The following is a 19,753-nucleotide window of genomic DNA, read 5'->3' on the forward strand; positions in this document are numbered from 1 at the left end:
CTTCGCTCAATGACCGAAGTAGACCGAGTTGCGATCCGACATCGACACATTCGCGCGTGCGGCCGGCGCTGCCGCGCCCGATTGCGAAGTGCCCGCCGTCGAAGGACCGTAAGCGTTCGCGCCGTTCTCGGCGTTCACGCGTGCCTGCGCGGCTTGCAGATTTTGCGGATAGTTCACGCGATCTTCCGACGGGTTATAGCCGGCTTTTTCCAGCTGAACCAGTTCTGCGCGGACTTGAGCGCGGGTCACCGGTGCGTTGCTTTGTGCCGATGCGAAAGTCGGAGCGGCAAGAGCAGCGGCAACGACGAGTGCGGGAACGAATGCCTTGAACATGATGAACCTCCAATAGTCTTGTTTTGAGATCGAAACCGAATCGGAAGCGTTTTAAGCGGTTTCTGATTCCGTTTTGCTTGAAGACAGTGTAGGAGGCCGGGGCCCTAGGGGAAACCCCAATTTTCACGAAAAACAATTGTCAGAATCGCAATAATCCGTTTCGCTAGTTGGAGGCGTTGCACGCGAATATCGGAACCGCAACTTCCTGTTTAGATTAGATATTTTCGAGTCGGAATGATCGAAACGCGCCGTTTTGGGCGCTCGCGACAATTGCCACCATTGCACCGCCGCCAGCCAATCGCCATCTACGCGTCAGCGTTCACGTAGACGAGCGCCGCCGACACCAGTTCGCGCAGCAGCGGCTCGATCGCCCGCGCCTTGGTCTCGTCGTAAGCGAAGGGCGACGTCTCTTCCATGTAGCTGACGTGCGTCAGTTCCAGTTGAACCGCATGCACGCCCTTCGCGGGCTGCCCGTAGCGTCGCGTGATGTAGCCGCCCTTGAAGCGCCCGTTGGCCACCGTCGAATAACGTCCGTCACGCTCGACGATGCCCGCAAGATGCTCCGCGAGCCCCGGCGCCGCCGACGCGCCGTCCGCCGTGCCGAAGTTGAAATCGGTGAGACGGCCATCGAAGAAACGCGGCACGATCGAGCGGATCGAATGCGCTTCCCACAGCAGCACGCGGCCGTGCGCCTCGCGCAGCGCGTCGAGCTCGCCGGCGAGCGCGTCGTGATACGGCTGCCAGTACATCGCGCGACGCGCATCGATCTGCTCGCGCGACGGCTCGTGGCCAGGCTTGTAGAGCGGCGCCTTGTCGAAGGTATCGGTCGGGCACAGGCTAGTCGTGTCGCGGCCGGGATAGAGATTCGCGTCGTCGGGCGGACGGTTCAGATCGACGACATAGCGTGCATAGTGCGGGCTCAGGATCGATGCGCCCAGTTCGCGCGCAAACGCGTAGAGGCGTTCGAGATGCCAATCGCAATCCTCGGTGAGCTTCGCGACGGGCGTCATCTCGTCGGCGAGCGCGCAGGGAATCTGCGTGCCGCGATGCGGGATCGAAATCAGAAGCGGCGCGCTGCCGCGTTCCAGCGTGAAGATCGAAGAGTCGTTCATGGATGACCTCAATCCAGCAAGCCGCGCAATGCGGCGCGATAACGCGCGAGCGCTTCGTCTTCCTCTGCGTGACGGCGCGCATCGATGACCTTGCGGCCGGAGACGAAGACATCGCGGATCGGCGTTTCACCATGCTCGCAGAACACGGCGCTCGACAGCCACGCGTCGCTCGCATGTCCGCCGATGCCCGGGTTCGCATCGTCGAACACGAGCCAGTCCGCGCGCGAGCCGGGCGCGAGCACGCCCACCGGCCGGCCTGTCGCGTGCGCGCCGCCTTCGAGCGCGGCATCGAAAAGACGATCGGCGGGACGGCTCTGCGTCGGCGACGCCAGCACGTTGCGTTGCTGACGGCACAGGCGCTGGCCGTATTCGAGCAGACGCAGTTCCGAGCGCCAGTCGACGCCGACATGACTATCCGATCCCACGCCGATCCGCCCGCCCGCATCGAGATAATCGCGCGACGGAAACACGCCGTCGCCGAGATTCGCTTCGGTCGTGAGACACAGGCCCGCGATCGCGCCGCTCGACGCGAGACGCGCGCATTCGCTCGCATCGACGTGCGTCGCATGAACGAGGCACCAGCGCTCGTCGACATTGAAGCGTTCGAGCAGCCATTGAACCGGACGATGCCCCGTCGCCGCGACGCACGCGTCCACTTCGGCCATCTGCTCCGCGATGTGGATGTGCACCGGCGCGCGCTCGAAGCGCGCATCGAGTCCTTCGATGAGCGCCGCGATCGATTCGCCCGACACCGCGCGCAACGAATGCGGCGCGACGCCGTAACGCCGCGCGCCGTTTTCGGGCCGCGCGCGCGCGAGCGAATCGATGAGTTCGAGCAGCGTATCGGGCGTATTCAGAAAGCGCCGCTGATCGTCGCGCGGCGCGCTCTTCGCAAAGCCGCTGTATTCGTAGAGCACCGGCAGCATCGTCATGCCGATGCCCGCGCGCTCCGCTGCATCGACGGCACGCTCGGCCAGTTCCGCGCGATTCGCATAGGGCGCGCCGTTCGCTGCGTGATGCACGTAATGGAACTCGCATACCGACGTATAGCCCGCCTTCAGCATTTCGATGTAGAGCCAGTGCGCGATGTCCGCGAGCGATTCCGGCCCGATGCGCGCGGCGAAGCGATACATGAGATCGCGCCAGCTCCAGAACGTATCGGCGACGCTCGCGCGATATTCGGTGAGTCCGGCCATCGCGCGCTGGAACGCGTGCGAGTGCAGGTTCGGCATGCCGGGCACGACCGGCCCCTTCGCCCGTTCGACGCCCGCGGGCGCCGCGCTGTCCGGTTCGACGCGCACGAGCGCGCCCGCGTCGCCCCATTCGAGCAGCACGTTGCGCCGCCAGCCATCGGCGAGGCGCGCGTGCTCCGCAAAAAATGCGTTCATCTTGCGTCTCCCTGGCTACAGCATGTCGATGCCGATATGCAGCCACGATGCGCCGTCTTCCGCGACGCATTCCATCTCCGTTGCGCGATCGACGCGAAACGTGTCGCCTGCTTCGAGCGTATGACGCGTGCCGGCCGCTAGTTTGATATCGATGCAGCCGTGCGCGCAGAACAGGAAACTCACGTCATGCTCAAGCTCGAGCGAGCATGAAGCGCGCCCGATGTTCACCGTGGCGCGCGCGCGATCGCGGCGCACCATCACGTTGAAATCGCGCGTCGGGCCACGATGGAGCGTCGCGTGTATCGATGTTTCACCGGCGAAGCGCGCCATTGCGAGCGGCGCGTCGAGCGCATGCACGCGGCCGTGCGCTTCCGTCAGACGCATGCCCGCGCCGTCGAGCAGCACGAGCACGCGGTCGACGCCCGCGAAGGTCGAGAACGCGCCATCGGATGCGACATCGGCAAGCGACAAGCGCCACGCGAACGCATCGAACGATGCGCCCGCCGGCCCCGATGCGATCTCGCGGGTAATGCCACCGCCATTCTTCCACGGCACGCTCGCAAGCGAATCGGCACGAATGATCATGATGCTCAGAAGTGTCCGGTGAACTGATAGCGATCGCCCGGATGCCAGAGATTGGCCACCGATGCGACCGCTTCACGCGACCATGTGCGCCGATGCAGCAACAGACACGGCTCGTGCTCCGTCATCGCGAGCGCAAGCCGGATTTCCGCCGATGGCACCGACGCCTCGATCCGGTATTCGACGCGCTGCAACGGCGCGGCTGTCATCAAGTATTGATTCGGCGTGATCGTCGTAAAATCCTGGCGCGCGTATTCGGGCGCGAGCGCGGGATTCACGTAACGCTCTTCCATCTGCACGGGCTCGTCGTTCTCGAAGTGGAGCACGCGCGAATGAAACACCGGGCTGCCGAGCGCGAGATGCATTTCGGCGGCGAGCGATTCATCGACGATCGAAGCGCCCAGATGCAGCACATGCGCGCGATAAGCATGACCGCGCGCGACGATCTCATCGGAAATGCTGCGAATCTCGACGAGCGTCGACGCGTACTTCGGCTGCGCGACGAACGTGCCCGCGCCCTGCACGCGCGTCAGCACCTGTTCCGCGGTCAGTTCGCGCAGCGCGCGGTTCACGGTCATGCGCGCGACCTTGAACTCGCGCGCGAGCTCGTTCTCGGAAGGCACCTGATCGCCCTCCTTCCACTCGCCGACGTGAATGCGCTGGAGAATGTAATCCTTGATCTCCTGATACGCGGGCGTGCTCATTCGGCCTGTTCCGATGCGAAGGAGAACGGGCTGTGCCGCGCGATCGCGCCGTCCTGCACGAGCGTCGCGATGGCGGCGATATCGGGCGCGAAGTAGTGATCCAGGTCGTAATGCGGGACGTGCGCGCGCAGCGTCTTCATCACGTCGAGAAGCGGCGCACTAGTCTGATGCGGTGCGCGCAGATCGACGCCTTGGGCCGCCGCGAGCAGTTCGATCGCAAGAATGTTCGCCGTATTGCTCGCGATATCGCCGAGCTTGCGCGCGGCGAACGTCGCCATCGACACATGATCTTCCTGATTCGCCGATGTAGGCAGCGAATCGACCGACGCCGGATGCGCGAGCGTCTTGTTCTCCGACGCCAGCGCGGCCGCCGTAACGTGCGCGATCATGAAGCCGGAGTTCACGCCGCCGTCGCGCACGAGGAACGGCGGCAGGCCCGAGAGCGTCGCGTCGATCAGGAGCGCGATGCGGCGTTCCGCGAGCGCGCCGATTTCGGCGGCGGCGAGCGCGAGATTGTCGGCGGCGAATGCAACCGGCTCCGCGTGGAAGTTGCCGCCCGAGAGCACTTCGCCGGTGTCGGGGAAGATCAGCGGATTGTCCGACACGGCGTTCGATTCGATCAACAGCACGTCCGCCGCGTGACGCATCTGGTCGAGGCACGCACCCATCACCTGCGGCTGGCAGCGCAGGCTGTACGGGTCCTGCACCTTCTCGCAGTCCGCGTGCGACAGGTTGATGCCCGAGCCCTTCAGCAACGTGCGATACGCCGACGCTGCTTCGATCTGCCCGCGATGGCCGCGCAGCTCATGAATGCGCGCATCGAACGGAACGACGGAGCCGGCGGCCGCATCGACGGACAGCGCGCCCGCGACGAGCCCGGTGCGGAACAGGTCCTCGATCGCGAAGAGGTTGTAGAGCGCGAGCGCCGCCGACGCCTGCGTGCCGTTGAGCAGCGCGAGACCTTCCTTCGCCTGCAGCGTGAGCGGCTTGAGGCCCGCGATCTGGAGGCCGTCGAGCGCACTCGCGCGTTCGCCGCGAATCGTCACTTCGCCGATGCCGAGCAGCACCGTCGACATATGCGCGAGCGGCGCGAGATCGCCCGATGCGCCGACCGAACCCTTGACCGGAATGATCGGTAGAACGTCGGCATTGAAGAGCGTGATAAGCGCGTCGATGACTTCGCGGCGGATGCCCGAATGACCGCGCCCGAGACTCGACAGCTTGAGCGCCATCAGAAGGCGCACGACCGGACGCGACATCGGCTCGCCGACACCGACCGCGTGCGACAGGACCAGATTTTTCTGCAGCAGTTCCAGTTGATCGGCGGGAATGTGCGTGTTGGCGAGCCGCCCGAACCCTGTGTTGATGCCGTATGCCGGATCGCCCTTCGCGGCGATCGCGGCCACGGCGCGCGCGCTGGCGTCGATGGCGTCGAAGCTGGCCGGATCGAGTTGCAGCGGGTCCGAGCCTCGCGCGATGCGGCGCAGTTGCGGCAGAGTCAGCTTTCCGGGCGTGAGCGTAATCATGGATCGTCCTGTCTATACAAGTTAGACTCAAGTCTAAACGGGCAGACTGGACGAAACAAGAGGTTATCCGGGATTACACTAGGTCGATCCCGGAAACATCACGCTTCTTGTCTATACAGATGTCACTGGTACAGCACCTTCTCCATGACGAACTGGACGAAGCGCTGTTCCCGCACGACGACCGCGCGCGCGAGCAGCATCGTGAAGCCGCAATACTCGAAGAACGGGCGGCCGGTGACGCTCGAATACGTGTGCAGCGTGGTCAGTCCCGCGGTCTCGGCTTCGGCTTCGATGCGCGCGAGGAGCGAAGTCGCCACGCTTTTGCGCTGATGGATCGGGTCGACGAACATCATGTCGATGAGGCCGTTCTTTTCGAGATCGGCGAAGCCCGCGAGCTTGCCGTCGACGAGACCGACAAAGGTCGGACGGCTCATGCGGGCGAGTTCCCATTCGTCGCGATCGGCTTGCGCCCAGGCTTCGATCTGCGCTTCGGTGTAATCGGCCGAAGCCGTTTCGCGAACGGCGCGTTGGAACAGATCGATCACACCGTCGAGATCGCTCGCACGATACGGTCTGACTTCGATGAGCGGCAGCCCTGGCATTTCATCACCTTCGTTACTAAAAAGAAAAAAACGCTGCCGAGGCAGCGAGGGTTCGGCGTTATACACGCGGCAAAAATTTGTACGGGAAATGTGTAGGAATCGGCGTACGCAAACGTTCAAATCGCGGAGAGAGGAAGGTAGCGGCGCGGCGTCGGGAAGTCCTTCAGGAAGCTACGGCCACGGTCGCGATGCCGAGCGCGGTCATCAGCAGCGACGCCGCGACGTGAATCGCGATCTCGCCGATCGCCCAGCCGAGCCGTCCTTGCTGGAGATGCGCGACCACCTCGGCGGAGAACGTCGAAAACGTGGAAAGCCCGCCCATCAATCCGGTGATGATGAACAGCCGCCACTCCACCGGGATGTCGGGAAAGCGCGCGAAAAACGCGACTGCGACGCCGATGATGTAACCCGCGATGACGTTCGATGCAAACGTGCCCAGCGGCAAATTCGGAAAAATCGCATTCAGACGCAGGCCGAGAACCCATCTGAGCAGCGACCCCAACCCGCCGCCGAGCCCCACCGCGATGATCGACAAATACATGAAGTGTGTGTTACCGGTTTTAAGTTAACTGCGTTATGCCTCGCCGGCGAGCCGGTCGATCAGCGCGCCACGGCTCGTCTCGACGATCCAGCCGCCCTTGTGCCGCAGATGCGCCGCCCACGTGCCGTCGCGCCGCTGTTCCCAGCACCCGGCTTCGCGCCCGTCGATGAAAAGCGAGCCGCGCACGACGAGCTGCGGATCGGCGGGGTCGAGCACTTCGTCATCGTTATGTTCGAGCTTCACGGTATGCATGAGCGTCGTCTGCAAAAACACGTCAAGACCGGAAGGAAGCGGCCTCGCGAAAGACCTTATTCTAACGATACTCGAAGCGCGCGGTTCAATCCCTCACCGTAACATGAAGGACATTGCCGAAAGGCAATTGAGTGTCCGCACGACATGTTCGACCGAAGGCGCATCGAAAGCGAGCGTCACGGCATCGATGCGTTCGAGCGTCGGCCATTGGCAGAAGAGATCGGCGAATGCGCTCGTCTGCGCGCGCAGTTCGCATCGATGTTCATCGTGCGCCGCACGCTTCGCATGTTTCGCCGACGGCGCCGCTTCGATCGCCTCTATTGTTTCGCGCGCGGCGAGCCGGATCGCGTCGCATGCGGCGGCGGGCGTTTCGGTGATGCCGCTCGAATAACCGTGCGCGGTCTTCACGCACAAGAAACGCGCGCCGGGAAACGCGGGCAGCGTTTGCGCGCCGAACACGTCATCGCCAGTCAGGAGCGCGACGCGTGCGCCGTGCTCTTCGGCAAGCCTGCCATAAAGCCCCGCTTCGCCGACTTCTTCGCCGTCGAGCATGACGCGCGCAAACGCGGCGCTGTTGATCGTGTGCGCGAGGATGCCGCGGCTTTGCGCACGCGCGTGATAGCCGATCATGAACACGACCTGCGGCGACGCCTCCAGTCCCGCCATCATGCCGAACGTGCGCGGCTTGCCGAGAACGAGCCGCACACGCGGATCGAACAGATCGGGCAGCAGATTGCGAAAGCCGCCATGCGAATCGTTGATCCACACTTGCGTCGCGCCGCCGTCGAACGCGCCTTGCGCAGCCGCGTTCGCCTCGTGGGTCATCCAGCGGCGCGCGTGCTCGTATTCGGCATTGCCGGCGCGCGTCTGCTCGGGATGAAACACGCCCGCAATGCCTTCGATATCGGTCGAAATCAGCACTTTCATGGTGTTGTGCGCAATGCGTCCTTGAGCGAGACGCGCCGATGACCATCGCGGCCCGCGACCGTCTCCGCGCTGAAGAGCGCATCGAGTATCGCCTGTTCGACGCTGTCGGCGGCGGCCTGAAAAAGAGGATCGAGCCGCGCGTCGGCGATCAGCGGCGGCATCGTGATGAAGTCCGCGTCGTGCGGCAACGTGTACGCCGTCGAGAACGCCAGCGCGATATCGCCGCTTCCATGACCGTAGACCGATCCGGTGCGCGCGAGACCGGCGGCGGCGCGCATCGCGAGTCGGCGCAACTGACGCGCGTCGAGCGGCGCATCGGTTGCGATCAGCATGATGATCGAACCTTGCTCGGGCTTTTCATCGACGCTCGTTTGCAGTGTGCGCCCGAGCGCGTCTCCCGCGACGATCAACTGCTGCAACTTGCCGAAGTTCGCCAGCACGAGCACGCCCGTCGTAGAAGCGTTGCCGCCGATATGCACCACACGCGAGGCCGAACCGATGCCGCCTTTCAGCTCGAAGCACGACATGCCGCGCCCCGCGCCCACCGCGCCGCGCTCGAAATCGGCGCTGCACGCGTCGAGCGCGCTCGCGTAATGCGCTTCGTGAATCGCGAGTGCCTGCATGTCGTTGAGATAGCCGTCGTTGCATTCGAAGACGAGCGGATTCACGCTCGGGTCTTCCCGTCCGACACGCAGATTCGCGGCGATCGCCGCGCGAATCTGCGCATTCGCCACCGTGCCGACGCTAAAGGTATTGGTCAGCGCGACAGGCGTTTCGATGACGCCGAGTTCATCGACCTGAACGAGCCCGACGCTCTTGCCGAAGCCGTTGATGACGCACGACGCGGCGGGCGTCTTGTTGCGATACATGTCGCCGTCGTGCGGACGAATCACGGTGACGCCGGTTTGCACCGCGCCCTGCGCGAGCGTGCAATGACCGACCGTCACGCCCGCGACATCGGCGATGGTGCCGCGCGGCCCCGCGTCGAGCGAACCGATATGCGTCATGGCCGGTCGAGCTTCGGATCGAGCGCGTCGCGCAGGCCGTCGCCGAGCAGATTGAACGCGAGCACCGTGAAGAAGATCGCGAGGCTCGGGAAGATCGCGACGTGCGGCGCCATCGCCATGTCGGCGCGCGCTTCGTTGAGCATCGCGCCCCACTCGGGCGTCGGCGGCTGCGCGCCGAGTCCGAGGAATGAAAGGCTCGCGGCCGTGATGATCGACGTGCCGATGCGCATCGTGAAGTACACGACGACCGATGAAATCGTGCCGGGCAGAATGTGCCGCGCGAGTATCGTCCAGTCCGATGCGCCGATGCTCTTCGCCGCCTCGATGTACGTGAGATGCTTGAGCGCGAGCGTGTTGCCGCGCACGAGGCGTGCGAACGCGGGAATGCTGAAGATCGCGACCGCGCACACGACGTTGACCATGCCGTTGCCGAGAATCGCAACGACGCCGATGGCGAGCAGAATGCCGGGAAACGCGAACAGCACGTCCGCGATGCGCATGACGATGCGGTCCCACCATCCTTCGTAATAGCCCGCGAGCAAGCCGAAGAACGTGCCGATGACCGCGCCGAGCACGACCGAGAGCAATCCCGCCGTCAACGAAATACGGCTGCCGACGAGTATGCGGCTCAGAATGTCGCGGCCCAGCGAATCGACGCCGAACCAGTGCGCCGCCGATGGACCCGCGTTGAGCGCATCGTAATCGAAATAGTTCTCCGGATCGTAAGGCGCGATATACGGCGCGACGATCGCGATCACGATCAGCAGCAGCACGAACACGGCCGCGATCATCGCGATGTGCTGCCGCCTGAACTTGCGCCAGAACTCGGTCCACGGCGTGCGGATTTCTTGCGGCGCGGTCGACGCGCTTTGTACTGTCACGCTCATCGCGCCCTCACTTGAAACGGATGGTCGGATTGATGATCGCGTACAGCACGTCCACGATCAGATTGATGACGATGAACTCCAGCGAGAACAGCAGCACTTCCGCCTGAATCACAGGATAGTCGCGCATCTCGACGGCATCGACGAGCAGGCGGCCGAGCCCCGGCCAGTTGAACACCTTCTCGACGACGATCGAGCCGCCGAGCAGAAAGCCGAATTGCAGGCCCATCATCGTGACGACGGGGATCATCGCGTTGCGCAGGCAATGCTTCACGATGACCATCGGCTCATGCACGCCTTTGGCGCGCGCGGTGCGCACGAAGTCCTCGCCGAGCACTTCGACGAACGACGCGCGCGTGAAGCGCGCCATCACGGCGGCGACCGCCGCGCCCAGGGTGATCGACGGAAGCACGTAGCCCTTCCATGTGCCGTCATCGACGATGGGCAGCCAGCCGAGCTTCACCGAGAAAATTTCCATCAGCAACATGCCGAGCGCGAACGCCGGAAACGAAATGCCCGACACCGCGAGCGTCATCCCCAATCGATCCGGCCAGCGATTGCGCCACACCGCAGACACGATGCCGATCGCCATGCCGAAGATCACGGCCCACACCATGCTCGCGAGCGTGAGCCATAGCGTCGGCATGAAACGTTCGGCGATCTCCGTCGACACAGGCCGCTTGCTGCGTGTCGACGTGCCGAAGTCGAAATGCACGACCTTGCCGAAGAAATTCACGAGCTGTTGCGGCAGCGGCTTGTCGAGGCCGAGATCGGCGCGCACGAGCGCGACCGTGGCTTCGTCGGCTTCCGCGCCCGCCGCGAGACGCGCGGGATCGCCCGGCAGCATGTGCACGAAGAAGAACACCAGCACGGCGACGATGAAGAGCGTCGGCAAGAGACCGAGCAGGCGTTTGGCGATGAAGTTGAGCATCGTATTCGGTCGGATGCGGCCGGGCGGCGAAGCCCGGCCAGTGCGATTACTTGATCGCGATTTCGTCGAAGCTGAACGAGCCGTCCGGCATCACGTATGCGCCCGACAGACGTTTGCTGCGCGCATACACGACCTTTTCCGTGACGAGGAAAATCCACGGCGCATCGGCCCAGATGCGTTTTTGCGCATCGGCGTAGAGCTTCGCTTTCTCGGCGCGGTCGGTCGTGGCGAGCGCTTTCGAGAGATCGTCGTCGACCTGATCGTTCTTGTAGTACGCGGTGTTGAAGAGCTTAGGCGGGAACGACGCGCCGCCGAGCAGCGGCGAAATCGCCCAGTCCGCTTCGCCCGTCGACGACGACCAGCCGATGTACAGCATCCGCACGGGCGCCGTCTTCGGATCGGGCGCGCTCTCGATGCGCTGCACGCGCTGCCCCGCTTCGAGCGCTTCCACCGATGCCTTCACGCCCACTTGCGCGAGCTGCTGCTGCACGAACTGGATGATCTTCTGCGCGGTCGTGTGGTTATAACCCGACCACAACACGGTTTCGAAGCCGTTCGGATAGCCCGCTTCCTTCAGCAGCTCGCGCGCCTTTGCGGGATCGTATTTCCAGGGCCCGAGCTTCGTCGAATAATCGACGCCCGGCGGCACGACGCCTTCGGCCGGCACCGCATAACCCGCGAATGCGACCTTCACGAGCGCTTCCTTGTTGATCGCATAGTTCATCGCTTCGCGCACCTTCGGATTGTCGAAGGGCTTTTGCAGCGTGTTCATGCTGACGTAGCGCTGAATGATCGACGGCGCCGCGATCAAATCGACCTTCGGGCTCGCCTTGAGCGTCGCGGCCTGCTCGAATGGGATCGAGAACGCGAAGTCCGCTTCGCCCGTTTGCATCAAGGCGGCGCGCGTGTTGTTATCGACGACGGGCTTCCAGTCGATCATGTCGATCTTCGGCAAGCCCTTCTGCCAATAGCCCGCGAACTTCTTCACCTTCAGGTCGTCGGTCTGCTTCCATTCGACGAATTCGAACGGGCCCGTGCCGACGGGATGGAACGCGATCTCCTTGCCGTACTTCTGCAATGCCGCCGGCGAAATCATCACCGCCGACGGATGCGCGAGCACGTTGATGAACGCCGAGAACGGGATCTTGAGCGTGATCTTCACCGTGTACGGATCGACCGCTTCGGTCTTCTCGATCTTGTTGAAGAGGTTGTAGCGCCTCAGCTTGTTGTCGGGATTGGTCACGCGGTCGAACACGGCTTTCACGGCCTCCGCGTTGAAGTCCGTGCCGTCCTGGAACTTTACGCCCTGGCGCAACTTGATCGTGTAGACCTTCGCGTCGGGACTCGCTTCGTAGCTCGTCGCGAGCACGTTGCGGATCTTCATGTCCTTGTCGAAGCCGAACAAGCCTTCGTAGAACGACTTCGCCACCGCTTGCGAGAGCGTGTCGTTGGCGTCGTAAGGGTCCATCGTCGTGAAGGTCGAGGCGACGGCCATCACGGCCGTAGTCTGCGCGTGCGCCGCGACCGGTGCGAGAGCGGTCAGTGTGGCAAGCGCGCTGGCCGTGAACATTGCGCGCAAATTGAAGGACGGCATCGTTGGGCTCCTTGTTGAAGTGCTCTTAGAGGTGCTCTTAGTAAGCGCCGCCAACGTGATGCTCGGCGACAAAGTGATCGGGTCCGACGGCAACCAGTTTCGCGACGATCGGCTCATCGCCGAGTTTGCGGATCGGGCTCGGAATCTCGTCGGCGGCGAGCATGCGCTTAGCGTGCCGTCGCGACGGATCGGCGACCGGCACCGCGCTCATCAACTTGCGCGTGTACGGATGACGCGGCGCTTCAAACACCGCCGCGCGCGGTCCGATCTCGACGATCTGCCCGAGATACATCACCGCCACGCGATGACTCACGCGCTCCACGACCGCCATGTCGTGCGAGATGAAGAGATACGCGACGCCGAGTTCGCGCTGCAGATCGAGCATCAGGTTGACGATCTGCGCGCGCACGGAGACATCGAGCGCGGACACGGATTCATCGGCGATCACGACTTTCGGATTCAACGCGAGCGCGCGCGCAATCGCGATGCGCTGCCTTTGTCCGCCCGAGAATTCATGCGGATAACGCTGTGCGGCTTCCGGCGGAAGACCGACCTTTTCGAGCAGCCAGTCGACGCGCGCCTGCGCCTCTTTACCGCTCGCGACGCCGTGCACGAGCAAAGGCTCCATCACGGAGAAGCCGACCGTCAAACGCGGATTGAGCGACGCGAACGGGTCCTGAAAAATGAATTGGATGTTGCGTCGAAGCGTTTGCAGCTCATGGCCTTCGAGCTTGCTGATATCGCGTCCGTCGAATTCGATGGAACCGCTCTGACTCTCGACGAGCCGGAGCAGCGAGCGGCCCGTCGTCGACTTGCCGCATCCCGACTCGCCGACGAGCGCAAGCGTTTCGCCCGGCCGCAGATCGAAGCTCACGCGTTCGACCGCATGCACCGCCGCCGTTGTGCGCCCGAACAGGCCGCTCTTCACCGGAAAGCGCGTGACGAGATCGCGCACACGCAGAATCGGCTTGATGGATTCATCGACGGCGGGCTGCGTCTCTTTCCCGACCGCTTCCGATACGCGCAGCGCGCTCGCATCGTCGGGTGCGATCTCCACCGGTTCTACTTCGAGGATCGGGAATTTCGCGGGGCGGTCGGTGCCGCGCATCGCGCCGAGCGTCGGCACGGCGGCGAGCAGCGCCTTCGTGTACGGATGCTTTGGCGCATGAAAGAGCGCGTCGGACTGCGCCTCTTCCACTTTCTCGCCGCGATACATCACGAGCACGCGATCCGCCACTTCCGCGACCACGCCCATGTCGTGCGTGATGAAGATCACGCCCATGTTCATCTCGTCCTGCAAGCCGCGCACGAGTTGGAGTATCTGCGCTTGAATCGTCACGTCGAGCGCGGTCGTCGGCTCGTCGGCAATCAGCAGCGCAGGCTTGCATGACAGCGCCATCGCGATCATCACGCGCTGGCGCATGCCGCCCGACAACTGTTGCGGATAGCGCGCGAACACGCGCTTCGACTCGGGGATACGCACGAGATCGAGCAGACGCAGCGCTTCCGCGCGCGCGTCGGCGCGGCTCTTGCCTTGATGCAATGCGATGGCTTCCGCGATCTGATCGCCGACCGTGAAGACCGGATTGAGCGATGTCATCGGTTCCTGGAAGATCATCGCAATGTCGGCGCCGCGCACGCCGCGCATCGTCGCCGACGATGCTTTCGCGAGATCGTGAATCCGCCCATTGCGCCGCCGGAAGGCGATGCTGCCCGACACGATCTGTCCGCCGCCGTGCTCGACGAGACGCATCAGCGCGAGCGACGTCACCGACTTGCCCGAGCCCGACTCGCCGACGATCGCGAGCGTCTCGCCGCGATCGACGGTGAACGAGATATCGCGCACGGCTTCGATCGTGCGCGAGCGCGAGCGGAAATTCACGGACAGGTTCTGCACGTCGATGACGCGCGAGTCTGGCAAATGCAGTGGCAATGTCATCATCGGTAAATCGCCGTGACGGGCGCAGCGCCTACGCGCGCAAATCCACGATACATGCCTTCCGTGTTGAACGGCAGCACGACGTTGCCTTTCGCATCGACAGCGATGAGTCCGCCGCGTCCTTCGATACGCGGCAGCTTGTTCATCACGACATCGTTCGACGCTTCTTCCAGGGACACGCCGCGGTACTCCATCTGCGCCGATACGTCATACGCCGCGAGCATGCGCATGAACATTTCGCCCGTGCCCGTCGTCGAAACCGCGCAGGTCGCGTCGTTCGCGTAACAGCCCGCGCCGATCATGGGGGCATCGCCGACGCGCCCCGCCTGCTTGTTCGTGATACCGCCCGTCGATGTCGCCGCCGCGAGATGGCCGTTCGCATCGAGCGCGACCGCGCCGACGGTGCCGAACTTCTTGTCCGGATCGATGGGATCGTTCGGGCCGTTATCGAACGAGAACTTCGTCATCGCATCGTGATCGAGCATCGTGCGCGATGTGCCGCGCGCCTTCTGCCATTGCTGATAGCGCGCATCCGTGTGGAAGTACGACGGATCGACGAGTTCGAGACCTTGCGCTGCTGCGAACGCCTCCGCGCCCGCGGCCGTGAACATCACGTGATCGCTCACGTCGAGCACGCGGCGCGCGGCGAGCACCGGGTTCCTCACGCGCGTCACGCAACTGATCGCGCCGGCTTCGAGCGTTGCGCCGTCCATCACGGAGGCATCGAGTTCGTGTGTGCCTGCCGCCGTGAACACCGCGCCGTGGCCCGCGTTGAAGAGCGGACAATCTTCGAGCAGACGCACGGCCTCGGTGACGGCGTCGAGCGCGCTGCCGCCGTCGGCGAGCACGCGCTGGCCGGCGCTCAAAATATCGGTGAGCGCGGCGATGTAGCGCGCTTCCATCTCGGCGTTCATTGCCTGGCGCAGGAGCGTGCCCGCGCCGCCGTGAATCGCGATGACTGGTGTGACTTTCATGATTCGCGCGGCTCCGTGTGAGTGTGGCGTTTCGCGGGCGTGCGGCGCGGCGTGTCGACGGTCTGCGTCTTCTTCGACATCGACGGCGCGACGAGCCACGGCAAAACGAATTCCGTCAATCCCGATGCCGCCTCGACCGAGCGCTTCGCCCGATGCGCGACCGCATCGCACAGCGCTTCGATGACGGCGAGCACGGCGGTATCGCAATTCGCCGCGAGCCTGCGCTCGGCGCGGATCGCGAGCACGAGGTCCGCGACGTGCGCGAGCGGGGACGCGGCGCTGTCAGTAAGCGCGACGACGCGCAAGCCGTGATCGTGCGCGAGACGCGCGAGCGTGATGGTGTCGTCGACATAACGCGGGAAGGCGATCGCGACGAGCACATCGCCGCGCGACGCCGTGAAGAGCCTGCGCGCCGCATGCGACGGACCGCCTGTCAGCGCGAGCGACTGCACGTTCGCGCAATACGGCGTGAGTCCGTGCTCCATCAGACCGGCGAGAAACGCGCTCGCGCCGTAGCCGATCACGAAGACGCGCGGCGCGGCGAGAATTGTCTCGATGATCGCTTCGGCGTTCGCGCCATCGACGGATGTTTGCGCAAGACGCAGATTCGCCGCCGCCTGCGCGAGCGATGCATCGAACACTTCGGCGCCGCTCGCAGGCGATTCGAGCGCCGTGCGCAATCGCTCGACCGGCGCGATGGTCGCCTCGAAGCCGCGCACGAGCGCCTCGCGAAACGCCGGATAGCCGGAGAAGCCGAGCGCGCGCGCGAACCGGTTCGCCGTCGCGACCGACGCGCCGACCGCGCCCGCGAGTTCGTCGATACGCATCGTCGCCGAACGGAACAGGTTGGCCAGCACGAACGCTCCCATGCGCCGATGGATCGGCGTGAGCGTCGGCATGGCCGCGGCGATGCGCGCGGAGATGAGATCGTCGGCGCTCGCGGGCGCGCGAACCCGAACCGATAGTGAGCGAGTCATGAAATGCGCTGCACACTCATGGCGATGAAACGCGATGAAAGTATATTTACTCGAAAAACCCGCCAAAAAAAATTCATTTTCATCGGACTCGGGTTTTCGATAACGCGGGCAAGTGGGCTGCGTCCGATGCATCGATCGCGCACGATCATGCACAATACGAAGCGCGTCGCGAGGCTAAAGCGCGCGTTTCCAGTCTCCAAACTCCCCTATGAATTTCGATTTCCTGCCCGATCCGCTGCCTCATCTGCTCGCCGCCCATCCGTGGGCGCAAACGCTCGCGGGTCTCGTCTCGCTCGCGCTGATCGCGCTCTTCGTGCAGTGGGTGATGGCGCGCATCGTGCTGTATGTCGCGCATCGGCTGCTCGTGCTCGCCGGGCATCAGAAGTGGGACCGCGCGTTCATCAGGCATCGCGCGTATCACAGGCTCTGGTATGCGGTGCCGTTCGCAACCGTCGCGCTCGGCATCGACGATGTGCCGCGCATCGGCGCCTGGTCGACGATGATCGGCCGCGTCGCGCACGGCGGCGCGTGGGTCTGCATCTTCTTCGCCGCGGGCAGCGCGCTTTCCGCATGGCAGGACGTCTATGCGGACAGCAAGGAAGCGCAGACGCGCTCGATCAAGGGCTATATACAGATCGGCAAGCTGGCGCTCGCGCTCGTGTGCGGCGTGCTCGTCCTGTCGATACTGATCGATCGTTCGCCGCTCTGGATGCTCTCCGGAATCGGCGCGCTCTCCGCCGTGCTGCTGCTCGTGTTCAAGGACACGTTGCTGTCGCTCGTCGCGAGCACGCAGTTGACGTCGAACGACATGCTGCGCATCGGCGACTGGATCGAAATGCCGCAAGCCGCCGCCGATGGCTTCGTGAAGGACATCGCGCTGCATACCGTCAAGGTGCAGAACTGGGACAACACCGTGACCACGGTGCCGACCTACAAGCTCTTTTCGGAGAGCTATCGCAACTATCGGCACATGTTCGAATCGGGCGGACGGCGCATCAAGCGGACCATGCGCATCGACGCGCAATGCGTGCGCTTTCTAACCGATGAAGAGACCGCGCGCCTGAAACGCTTTCGCCTGCTGCACGATTATCTGGAACAGAAGCAGACCGAAGTGGAGCAGGCCAACCGCAATCTCGGCGAACTCGCGAACGAGCCCGCGAACCGGCGGCGGCTCACGAACATCGGCACGTTCCGCGCGTATGGGCTCGCTTATCTGCAGCGGCATCCGGAGATCCGCCAGGACATGGCGATCATGGTCCGCATGATGGAACCCGAATCGCAGGGCATTCCGATCGAGGTGTATTGCTTCACCGCGACGACCGCATGGACGCAGTATGAGCGCATTCAGGGCGACGTCTTCGACCATCTTCTGTCGATTCTCCCGGAGATGGGCCTGCGGCTCTATCAGGCGCCGTCGGGCAGCGACTTCGCAGGCGTCGCGGGCCGTCTGCGCGGCGAAATGCCGACCATGTGACGCGCGCGATTCTCGCCGTCAAAAAGAATCAGGCAAGAATCCGCCATTTTTGTGTATTCACGTTGACGCTTCCCGTCCGTACGATCTAACCATCGCCGATGCGCCTTTTTTCCGCAGCTTCAACGCCGCGGCGGAGCCGTTCGTTCCGCGCATCGCCATTCAATCGTCATAAAAGGAAAACTCAACGTGATCGATCGCGTCCATGCCATGCGTGTCTTTACGCGTGTCGTCGATACGAACAGTTTCACGCGCGCCGCCGAGTCGCTCGGCATGCCGCGCGCGAGTGTTTCGACGACCGTGCAACAACTCGAGGCGCTCGTCGGCGTGCAATTGCTCGCACGCACGACGCGGCGCCTGAATCTCACCGTCGACGGCGCCGCTTATTACGAGCGCTGCGCGCAGATCCTCGCCGATATCGACGAACTCGAATCCGGTTTCGGCGCGGGCGAGGAGCGTCTGCGCGGGCGGCTGCGCGTCGAAATGCCGGATACCGTCGCGACGTCGATCGTCGTGCCCGCGCTGCCGGAGTTTCACGCGCGTTATCCGCACATCGAACTGTCGATCGGGATCGGCAACCGGAATGTCGATCTCGTCGGCGAAGGTGTCGATTGCAGCGTGCAGCTCGGAGAATTGCCGGATTCCGGTCTGATCGCGCGCCGGCTCGGCATGCTCGAACAGGTGACGTGCGCGAGTCCCGCGTATCTGGAAAAGCACGGCATGCCGGAAACGCTCGACGAACTCGCGCAGCATGTCGCGGTGAATTGTCTGTCCGAGAAGAGCGGACGCCCCGCCGATTTCGACTTCGACGTGGACGGCGAGGCCGTCACCATGAAGATGCGCGGTTTCGTGCAGGTCGCCGACGAGCACGCGTACCTCGCGTGCGGCGTCGAAGGGCTCGGGCTGATCCAGCCGCTGCGCATCGCGGCGCAGCCTTATCTGCGTTCCGGACAACTGCGCGAAGTGCTGCCGCAATGGAAGTCGCCGCCGCTCGAGGTGTCGGTGGCATTCCTGAAAAGCCGTCAGGCGACGCCGCGCGTGTCGGTGTTCGTCGACTGGCTCGCGACGCTTTTCGAGCGTTCGCAGCAGATCGACGCCACGCTGACGAGCCTGTATCGCGCGGCGCAGCGTCGCGGGCCGACGCGCCGCGATCGGCCGGAGGAAGAAACCGCCGACGCGTGATGCAAGCGTCGCGCTATCGCACTGGCGTGGCGGCATTCGCGCCCACGACCGTATTCCATTTGCGCACTTCCCATCGCTCGACGAGCCCGTTCGTCACGTAAGGATCGTTCTTCGCGAAAGCCTCGGCGGCGGCCGGTGAATCGCTGTGAAAAAGCAGCATTGCGCGATCCGAGGGCGCATCGAGCGCGCCCGCGAGCACGATCTCCCCGCGCTCCACCGCCGCCCATGCGAGGGCCAGATGCGCGTCGCGGAATTCCGCGCGCCGCTCCAGATAGTCTGAACGAAGTTCATAAATCAACAGGTAGTGCATCGCCAATCTCCTTTCAGTGGCACGCAGGCGCATCATCGCCTTAGTTTGTCCTATTTCCGAGATCGAAACTAAGAGTTCAATCGGATGTCTCTGATCGTCTAACGATAACGTATCGAAGATCATGTGCGGATACTGTCAAGGACTCTGCCATGAACCGCGATCAACCTCCCTGCAACATGTGCGCGAAGCACGATTGCCGCGCATGCGCGTGGACATCGCCGCTCGACGCCTCATACCGCGCGCTCCTCCGCTCCCATTCCATGCTGTCGCTCGTCGCGCTTTCCGTACAGAACCCGGAACCCGCGCCCGCGGAACCGTCCTGGCTGGCCGTCGCGGGGAAGCGCATCGTCAACTTCTTCTCGGAACTGACGCTGCGCGCACGCTGAGAGAACGCAATTTCAGTCGTTTGAAAACACCATTTTCGTAAAGATGTTTGCACGAATCTTTTTAGGATAACTGTGCATATAGAATGCGCCACACCCTCGCGCTTGCGTCAAGCGCTCATGTAGAAAGGAAA

The 19,753-nt window shown here is 63.7% G+C and carries 21 protein-coding genes; 3 read left to right on the forward strand and 18 right to left on the reverse strand.

Going from position 1 to position 19,753, the window contains the following annotated elements; translation table 11 throughout:
* Positions 1–6: 6 nt before the first annotated feature.
* From AWB77_RS28570 to AWB77_RS28650, 17 genes are all read right to left on the reverse strand, one after another.
* The gene (locus AWB77_RS28570) at positions 7–333 is read right to left on the reverse strand and encodes a DUF4148 domain-containing protein (RefSeq protein WP_061137833.1); all 327 of its coding nucleotides are present in this window, start codon (positions 331–333) and stop codon (positions 7–9) included.
* Between the two features lie 305 nt (positions 334–638).
* Entirely contained in the window at positions 639–1,445 is an 807-nt protein-coding gene (gene hutG / locus AWB77_RS28575; RefSeq protein WP_061137834.1) for an N-formylglutamate deformylase, read from the reverse strand.
* An 8-nt stretch (positions 1,446–1,453) separates the two neighbouring features.
* Positions 1,454–2,833 carry a formimidoylglutamate deiminase gene (locus AWB77_RS28580; protein WP_061137835.1) on the reverse strand — a complete coding sequence of 460 codons (1,380 nt, stop codon included), beginning with the start codon at positions 2,831–2,833 and terminating at the stop codon, positions 1,454–1,456.
* A 15-nt stretch (positions 2,834–2,848) separates the two neighbouring features.
* Entirely contained in the window at positions 2,849–3,418 is a 570-nt protein-coding gene (locus tag AWB77_RS28585; protein WP_244158682.1) for a HutD/Ves family protein, read from the reverse strand.
* A gap of 5 nt (positions 3,419–3,423) precedes the next feature.
* Complete coding sequence (hutC, locus tag AWB77_RS28590; protein WP_061137837.1) at positions 3,424–4,119, reverse strand: histidine utilization transcriptional repressor HutC; 696 nt, start codon at positions 4,117–4,119, stop codon at positions 3,424–3,426.
* Positions 4,116–5,645, reverse strand: a complete 1,530-nt coding sequence (hutH, locus tag AWB77_RS28595) for a histidine ammonia-lyase (RefSeq protein WP_061137838.1) — start codon at positions 5,643–5,645, stop codon at positions 4,116–4,118. Before hutH ends, hutC begins: the two co-directional genes overlap by 4 nt.
* Before the next feature lie 122 nt (positions 5,646–5,767).
* Positions 5,768–6,247, reverse strand: coding sequence for a GNAT family N-acetyltransferase (locus tag AWB77_RS28600; protein ID WP_061137839.1), 480 nt, complete (start codon positions 6,245–6,247; stop codon positions 5,768–5,770).
* 163 nt (positions 6,248–6,410) lie between these two features.
* Complete coding sequence (gene crcB, locus AWB77_RS28605) at positions 6,411–6,788, reverse strand: fluoride efflux transporter CrcB (RefSeq protein ID WP_061137840.1); 378 nt, start codon at positions 6,786–6,788, stop codon at positions 6,411–6,413.
* A gap of 33 nt (positions 6,789–6,821) precedes the next feature.
* A complete protein-coding gene (locus AWB77_RS28610; protein WP_096031204.1) occupies positions 6,822–7,040 on the reverse strand; it encodes a hypothetical protein in 219 nt (72 codons plus the stop codon).
* Between the two features lie 93 nt (positions 7,041–7,133).
* On the reverse strand, positions 7,134–7,967 hold the full coding sequence (locus AWB77_RS28615) for a M55 family metallopeptidase (protein WP_061137842.1): 834 nt from the start codon (positions 7,965–7,967) through the stop codon (positions 7,134–7,136).
* The gene (locus tag AWB77_RS28620; RefSeq protein ID WP_061137843.1) at positions 7,964–8,974 is read right to left on the reverse strand and encodes a DmpA family aminopeptidase; all 1,011 of its coding nucleotides are present in this window, start codon (positions 8,972–8,974) and stop codon (positions 7,964–7,966) included. Before AWB77_RS28620 ends, AWB77_RS28615 begins: the two co-directional genes overlap by 4 nt.
* Positions 8,971–9,861: a glutathione ABC transporter permease GsiD gene (gene gsiD, locus AWB77_RS28625; RefSeq protein WP_061137844.1), complete on the reverse strand. Its 891-nt coding sequence runs from the start codon at positions 9,859–9,861 to the stop codon at positions 8,971–8,973. The genes AWB77_RS28620 and gsiD overlap by 4 nt, the downstream gene beginning before the upstream one ends.
* Before the next feature lie 7 nt (positions 9,862–9,868).
* Complete coding sequence (gene gsiC, locus AWB77_RS28630) at positions 9,869–10,789, reverse strand: glutathione ABC transporter permease GsiC (RefSeq protein WP_061137845.1); 921 nt, start codon at positions 10,787–10,789, stop codon at positions 9,869–9,871.
* A gap of 46 nt (positions 10,790–10,835) precedes the next feature.
* Entirely contained in the window at positions 10,836–12,383 is a 1,548-nt protein-coding gene (gene gsiB, locus AWB77_RS28635; RefSeq protein WP_061137846.1) for a glutathione ABC transporter substrate-binding protein GsiB, read from the reverse strand.
* 37 nt (positions 12,384–12,420) lie between these two features.
* On the reverse strand, positions 12,421–14,322 hold the full coding sequence (locus AWB77_RS28640) for a dipeptide ABC transporter ATP-binding protein (RefSeq protein ID WP_061137897.1): 1,902 nt from the start codon (positions 14,320–14,322) through the stop codon (positions 12,421–12,423).
* On the reverse strand, positions 14,322–15,296 hold the full coding sequence (locus tag AWB77_RS28645; protein ID WP_061137847.1) for an isoaspartyl peptidase/L-asparaginase family protein: 975 nt from the start codon (positions 15,294–15,296) through the stop codon (positions 14,322–14,324). The genes AWB77_RS28640 and AWB77_RS28645 overlap by 1 nt, the downstream gene beginning before the upstream one ends.
* Positions 15,293–16,273 (reverse strand): MurR/RpiR family transcriptional regulator, encoded by a 981-nt coding sequence (locus AWB77_RS28650; RefSeq protein WP_061137848.1) that lies wholly within the window; start codon positions 16,271–16,273, stop codon positions 15,293–15,295. Before AWB77_RS28650 ends, AWB77_RS28645 begins: the two co-directional genes overlap by 4 nt.
* A 208-nt stretch (positions 16,274–16,481) precedes the next feature.
* Here AWB77_RS28650 and AWB77_RS28655 point away from each other — a divergent pair, with 208 nt between their 5' ends.
* Positions 16,482–17,747, forward strand: coding sequence for a mechanosensitive ion channel family protein (locus tag AWB77_RS28655; protein ID WP_061137849.1), 1,266 nt, complete (start codon positions 16,482–16,484; stop codon positions 17,745–17,747).
* Positions 17,748–17,933: 186 nt separating this feature from the next.
* Complete coding sequence (locus tag AWB77_RS28660; RefSeq protein WP_061137850.1) at positions 17,934–18,926, forward strand: LysR family transcriptional regulator; 993 nt, start codon at positions 17,934–17,936, stop codon at positions 18,924–18,926.
* A 13-nt stretch (positions 18,927–18,939) separates the two neighbouring features.
* On the opposite strand, the gene AWB77_RS28665 is transcribed toward AWB77_RS28660, so the two are convergent.
* Positions 18,940–19,236, reverse strand: coding sequence for a YciI-like protein (locus AWB77_RS28665; RefSeq protein WP_061137898.1), 297 nt, complete (start codon positions 19,234–19,236; stop codon positions 18,940–18,942).
* A 149-nt stretch (positions 19,237–19,385) separates the two neighbouring features.
* On the opposite strand from AWB77_RS28665, the gene AWB77_RS28670 reads away from it, so the two are divergent.
* On the forward strand, positions 19,386–19,622 hold the full coding sequence (locus AWB77_RS28670; protein ID WP_061137851.1) for a hypothetical protein: 237 nt from the start codon (positions 19,386–19,388) through the stop codon (positions 19,620–19,622).
* Positions 19,623–19,753 lie beyond the last annotated feature (131 nt).

It is taken from the genome of Caballeronia fortuita, from assembly GCF_001544835.2.
GTDB classification, from domain to species: domain Bacteria; phylum Pseudomonadota; class Gammaproteobacteria; order Burkholderiales; family Burkholderiaceae; genus Caballeronia; species Caballeronia fortuita.

Bases quoted from the DNA above. Each gene is read 5' to 3' on its own strand.
- AWB77_RS28570 (WP_061137833.1), bottom strand. From the start codon at position 333: ATGTTCAAGGCATTCGTTCCCGCACTCGTCGTTGCCGCTGCTCTTGCC.
- hutG (WP_061137834.1), bottom strand. From the start codon at position 1,445: ATGAACGACTCTTCGATCTTCACGCTGGAACGCGGCAGCGCGCCGCTT.
- AWB77_RS28580 (WP_061137835.1), bottom strand. From the start codon at position 2,833: ATGAACGCATTTTTTGCGGAGCACGCGCGCCTCGCCGATGGCTGGCGG.
- AWB77_RS28585 (WP_244158682.1), bottom strand. From the start codon at position 3,418: ATGATCATTCGTGCCGATTCGCTTGCGAGCGTGCCGTGGAAGAATGGC.
- hutC (WP_061137837.1), bottom strand. From the start codon at position 4,119: ATGAGCACGCCCGCGTATCAGGAGATCAAGGATTACATTCTCCAGCGC.
- hutH (WP_061137838.1), bottom strand. From the start codon at position 5,645: ATGATTACGCTCACGCCCGGAAAGCTGACTCTGCCGCAACTGCGCCGC.
- AWB77_RS28600 (WP_061137839.1), bottom strand. From the start codon at position 6,247: ATGCCAGGGCTGCCGCTCATCGAAGTCAGACCGTATCGTGCGAGCGAT.
- crcB (WP_061137840.1), bottom strand. From the start codon at position 6,788: ATGTATTTGTCGATCATCGCGGTGGGGCTCGGCGGCGGGTTGGGGTCG.
- AWB77_RS28610 (WP_096031204.1), bottom strand. From the start codon at position 7,040: ATGCATACCGTGAAGCTCGAACATAACGATGACGAAGTGCTCGACCCC.
- AWB77_RS28615 (WP_061137842.1), bottom strand. From the start codon at position 7,967: ATGAAAGTGCTGATTTCGACCGATATCGAAGGCATTGCGGGCGTGTTT.
- AWB77_RS28620 (WP_061137843.1), bottom strand. From the start codon at position 8,974: ATGACGCATATCGGTTCGCTCGACGCGGGGCCGCGCGGCACCATCGCC.
- gsiD (WP_061137844.1), bottom strand. From the start codon at position 9,861: ATGAGCGTGACAGTACAAAGCGCGTCGACCGCGCCGCAAGAAATCCGC.
- gsiC (WP_061137845.1), bottom strand. From the start codon at position 10,789: ATGCTCAACTTCATCGCCAAACGCCTGCTCGGTCTCTTGCCGACGCTC.
- gsiB (WP_061137846.1), bottom strand. From the start codon at position 12,383: ATGCCGTCCTTCAATTTGCGCGCAATGTTCACGGCCAGCGCGCTTGCC.
- AWB77_RS28640 (WP_061137897.1), bottom strand. From the start codon at position 14,322: ATGACATTGCCACTGCATTTGCCAGACTCGCGCGTCATCGACGTGCAG.
- AWB77_RS28645 (WP_061137847.1), bottom strand. From the start codon at position 15,296: ATGAAAGTCACACCAGTCATCGCGATTCACGGCGGCGCGGGCACGCTC.
- AWB77_RS28650 (WP_061137848.1), bottom strand. From the start codon at position 16,273: ATGACTCGCTCACTATCGGTTCGGGTTCGCGCGCCCGCGAGCGCCGAC.
- AWB77_RS28655 (WP_061137849.1), top strand. From the start codon at position 16,482: ATGAATTTCGATTTCCTGCCCGATCCGCTGCCTCATCTGCTCGCCGCC.
- AWB77_RS28665 (WP_061137898.1), bottom strand. From the start codon at position 19,236: ATGCACTACCTGTTGATTTATGAACTTCGTTCAGACTATCTGGAGCGG.
- AWB77_RS28670 (WP_061137851.1), top strand. From the start codon at position 19,386: ATGAACCGCGATCAACCTCCCTGCAACATGTGCGCGAAGCACGATTGC.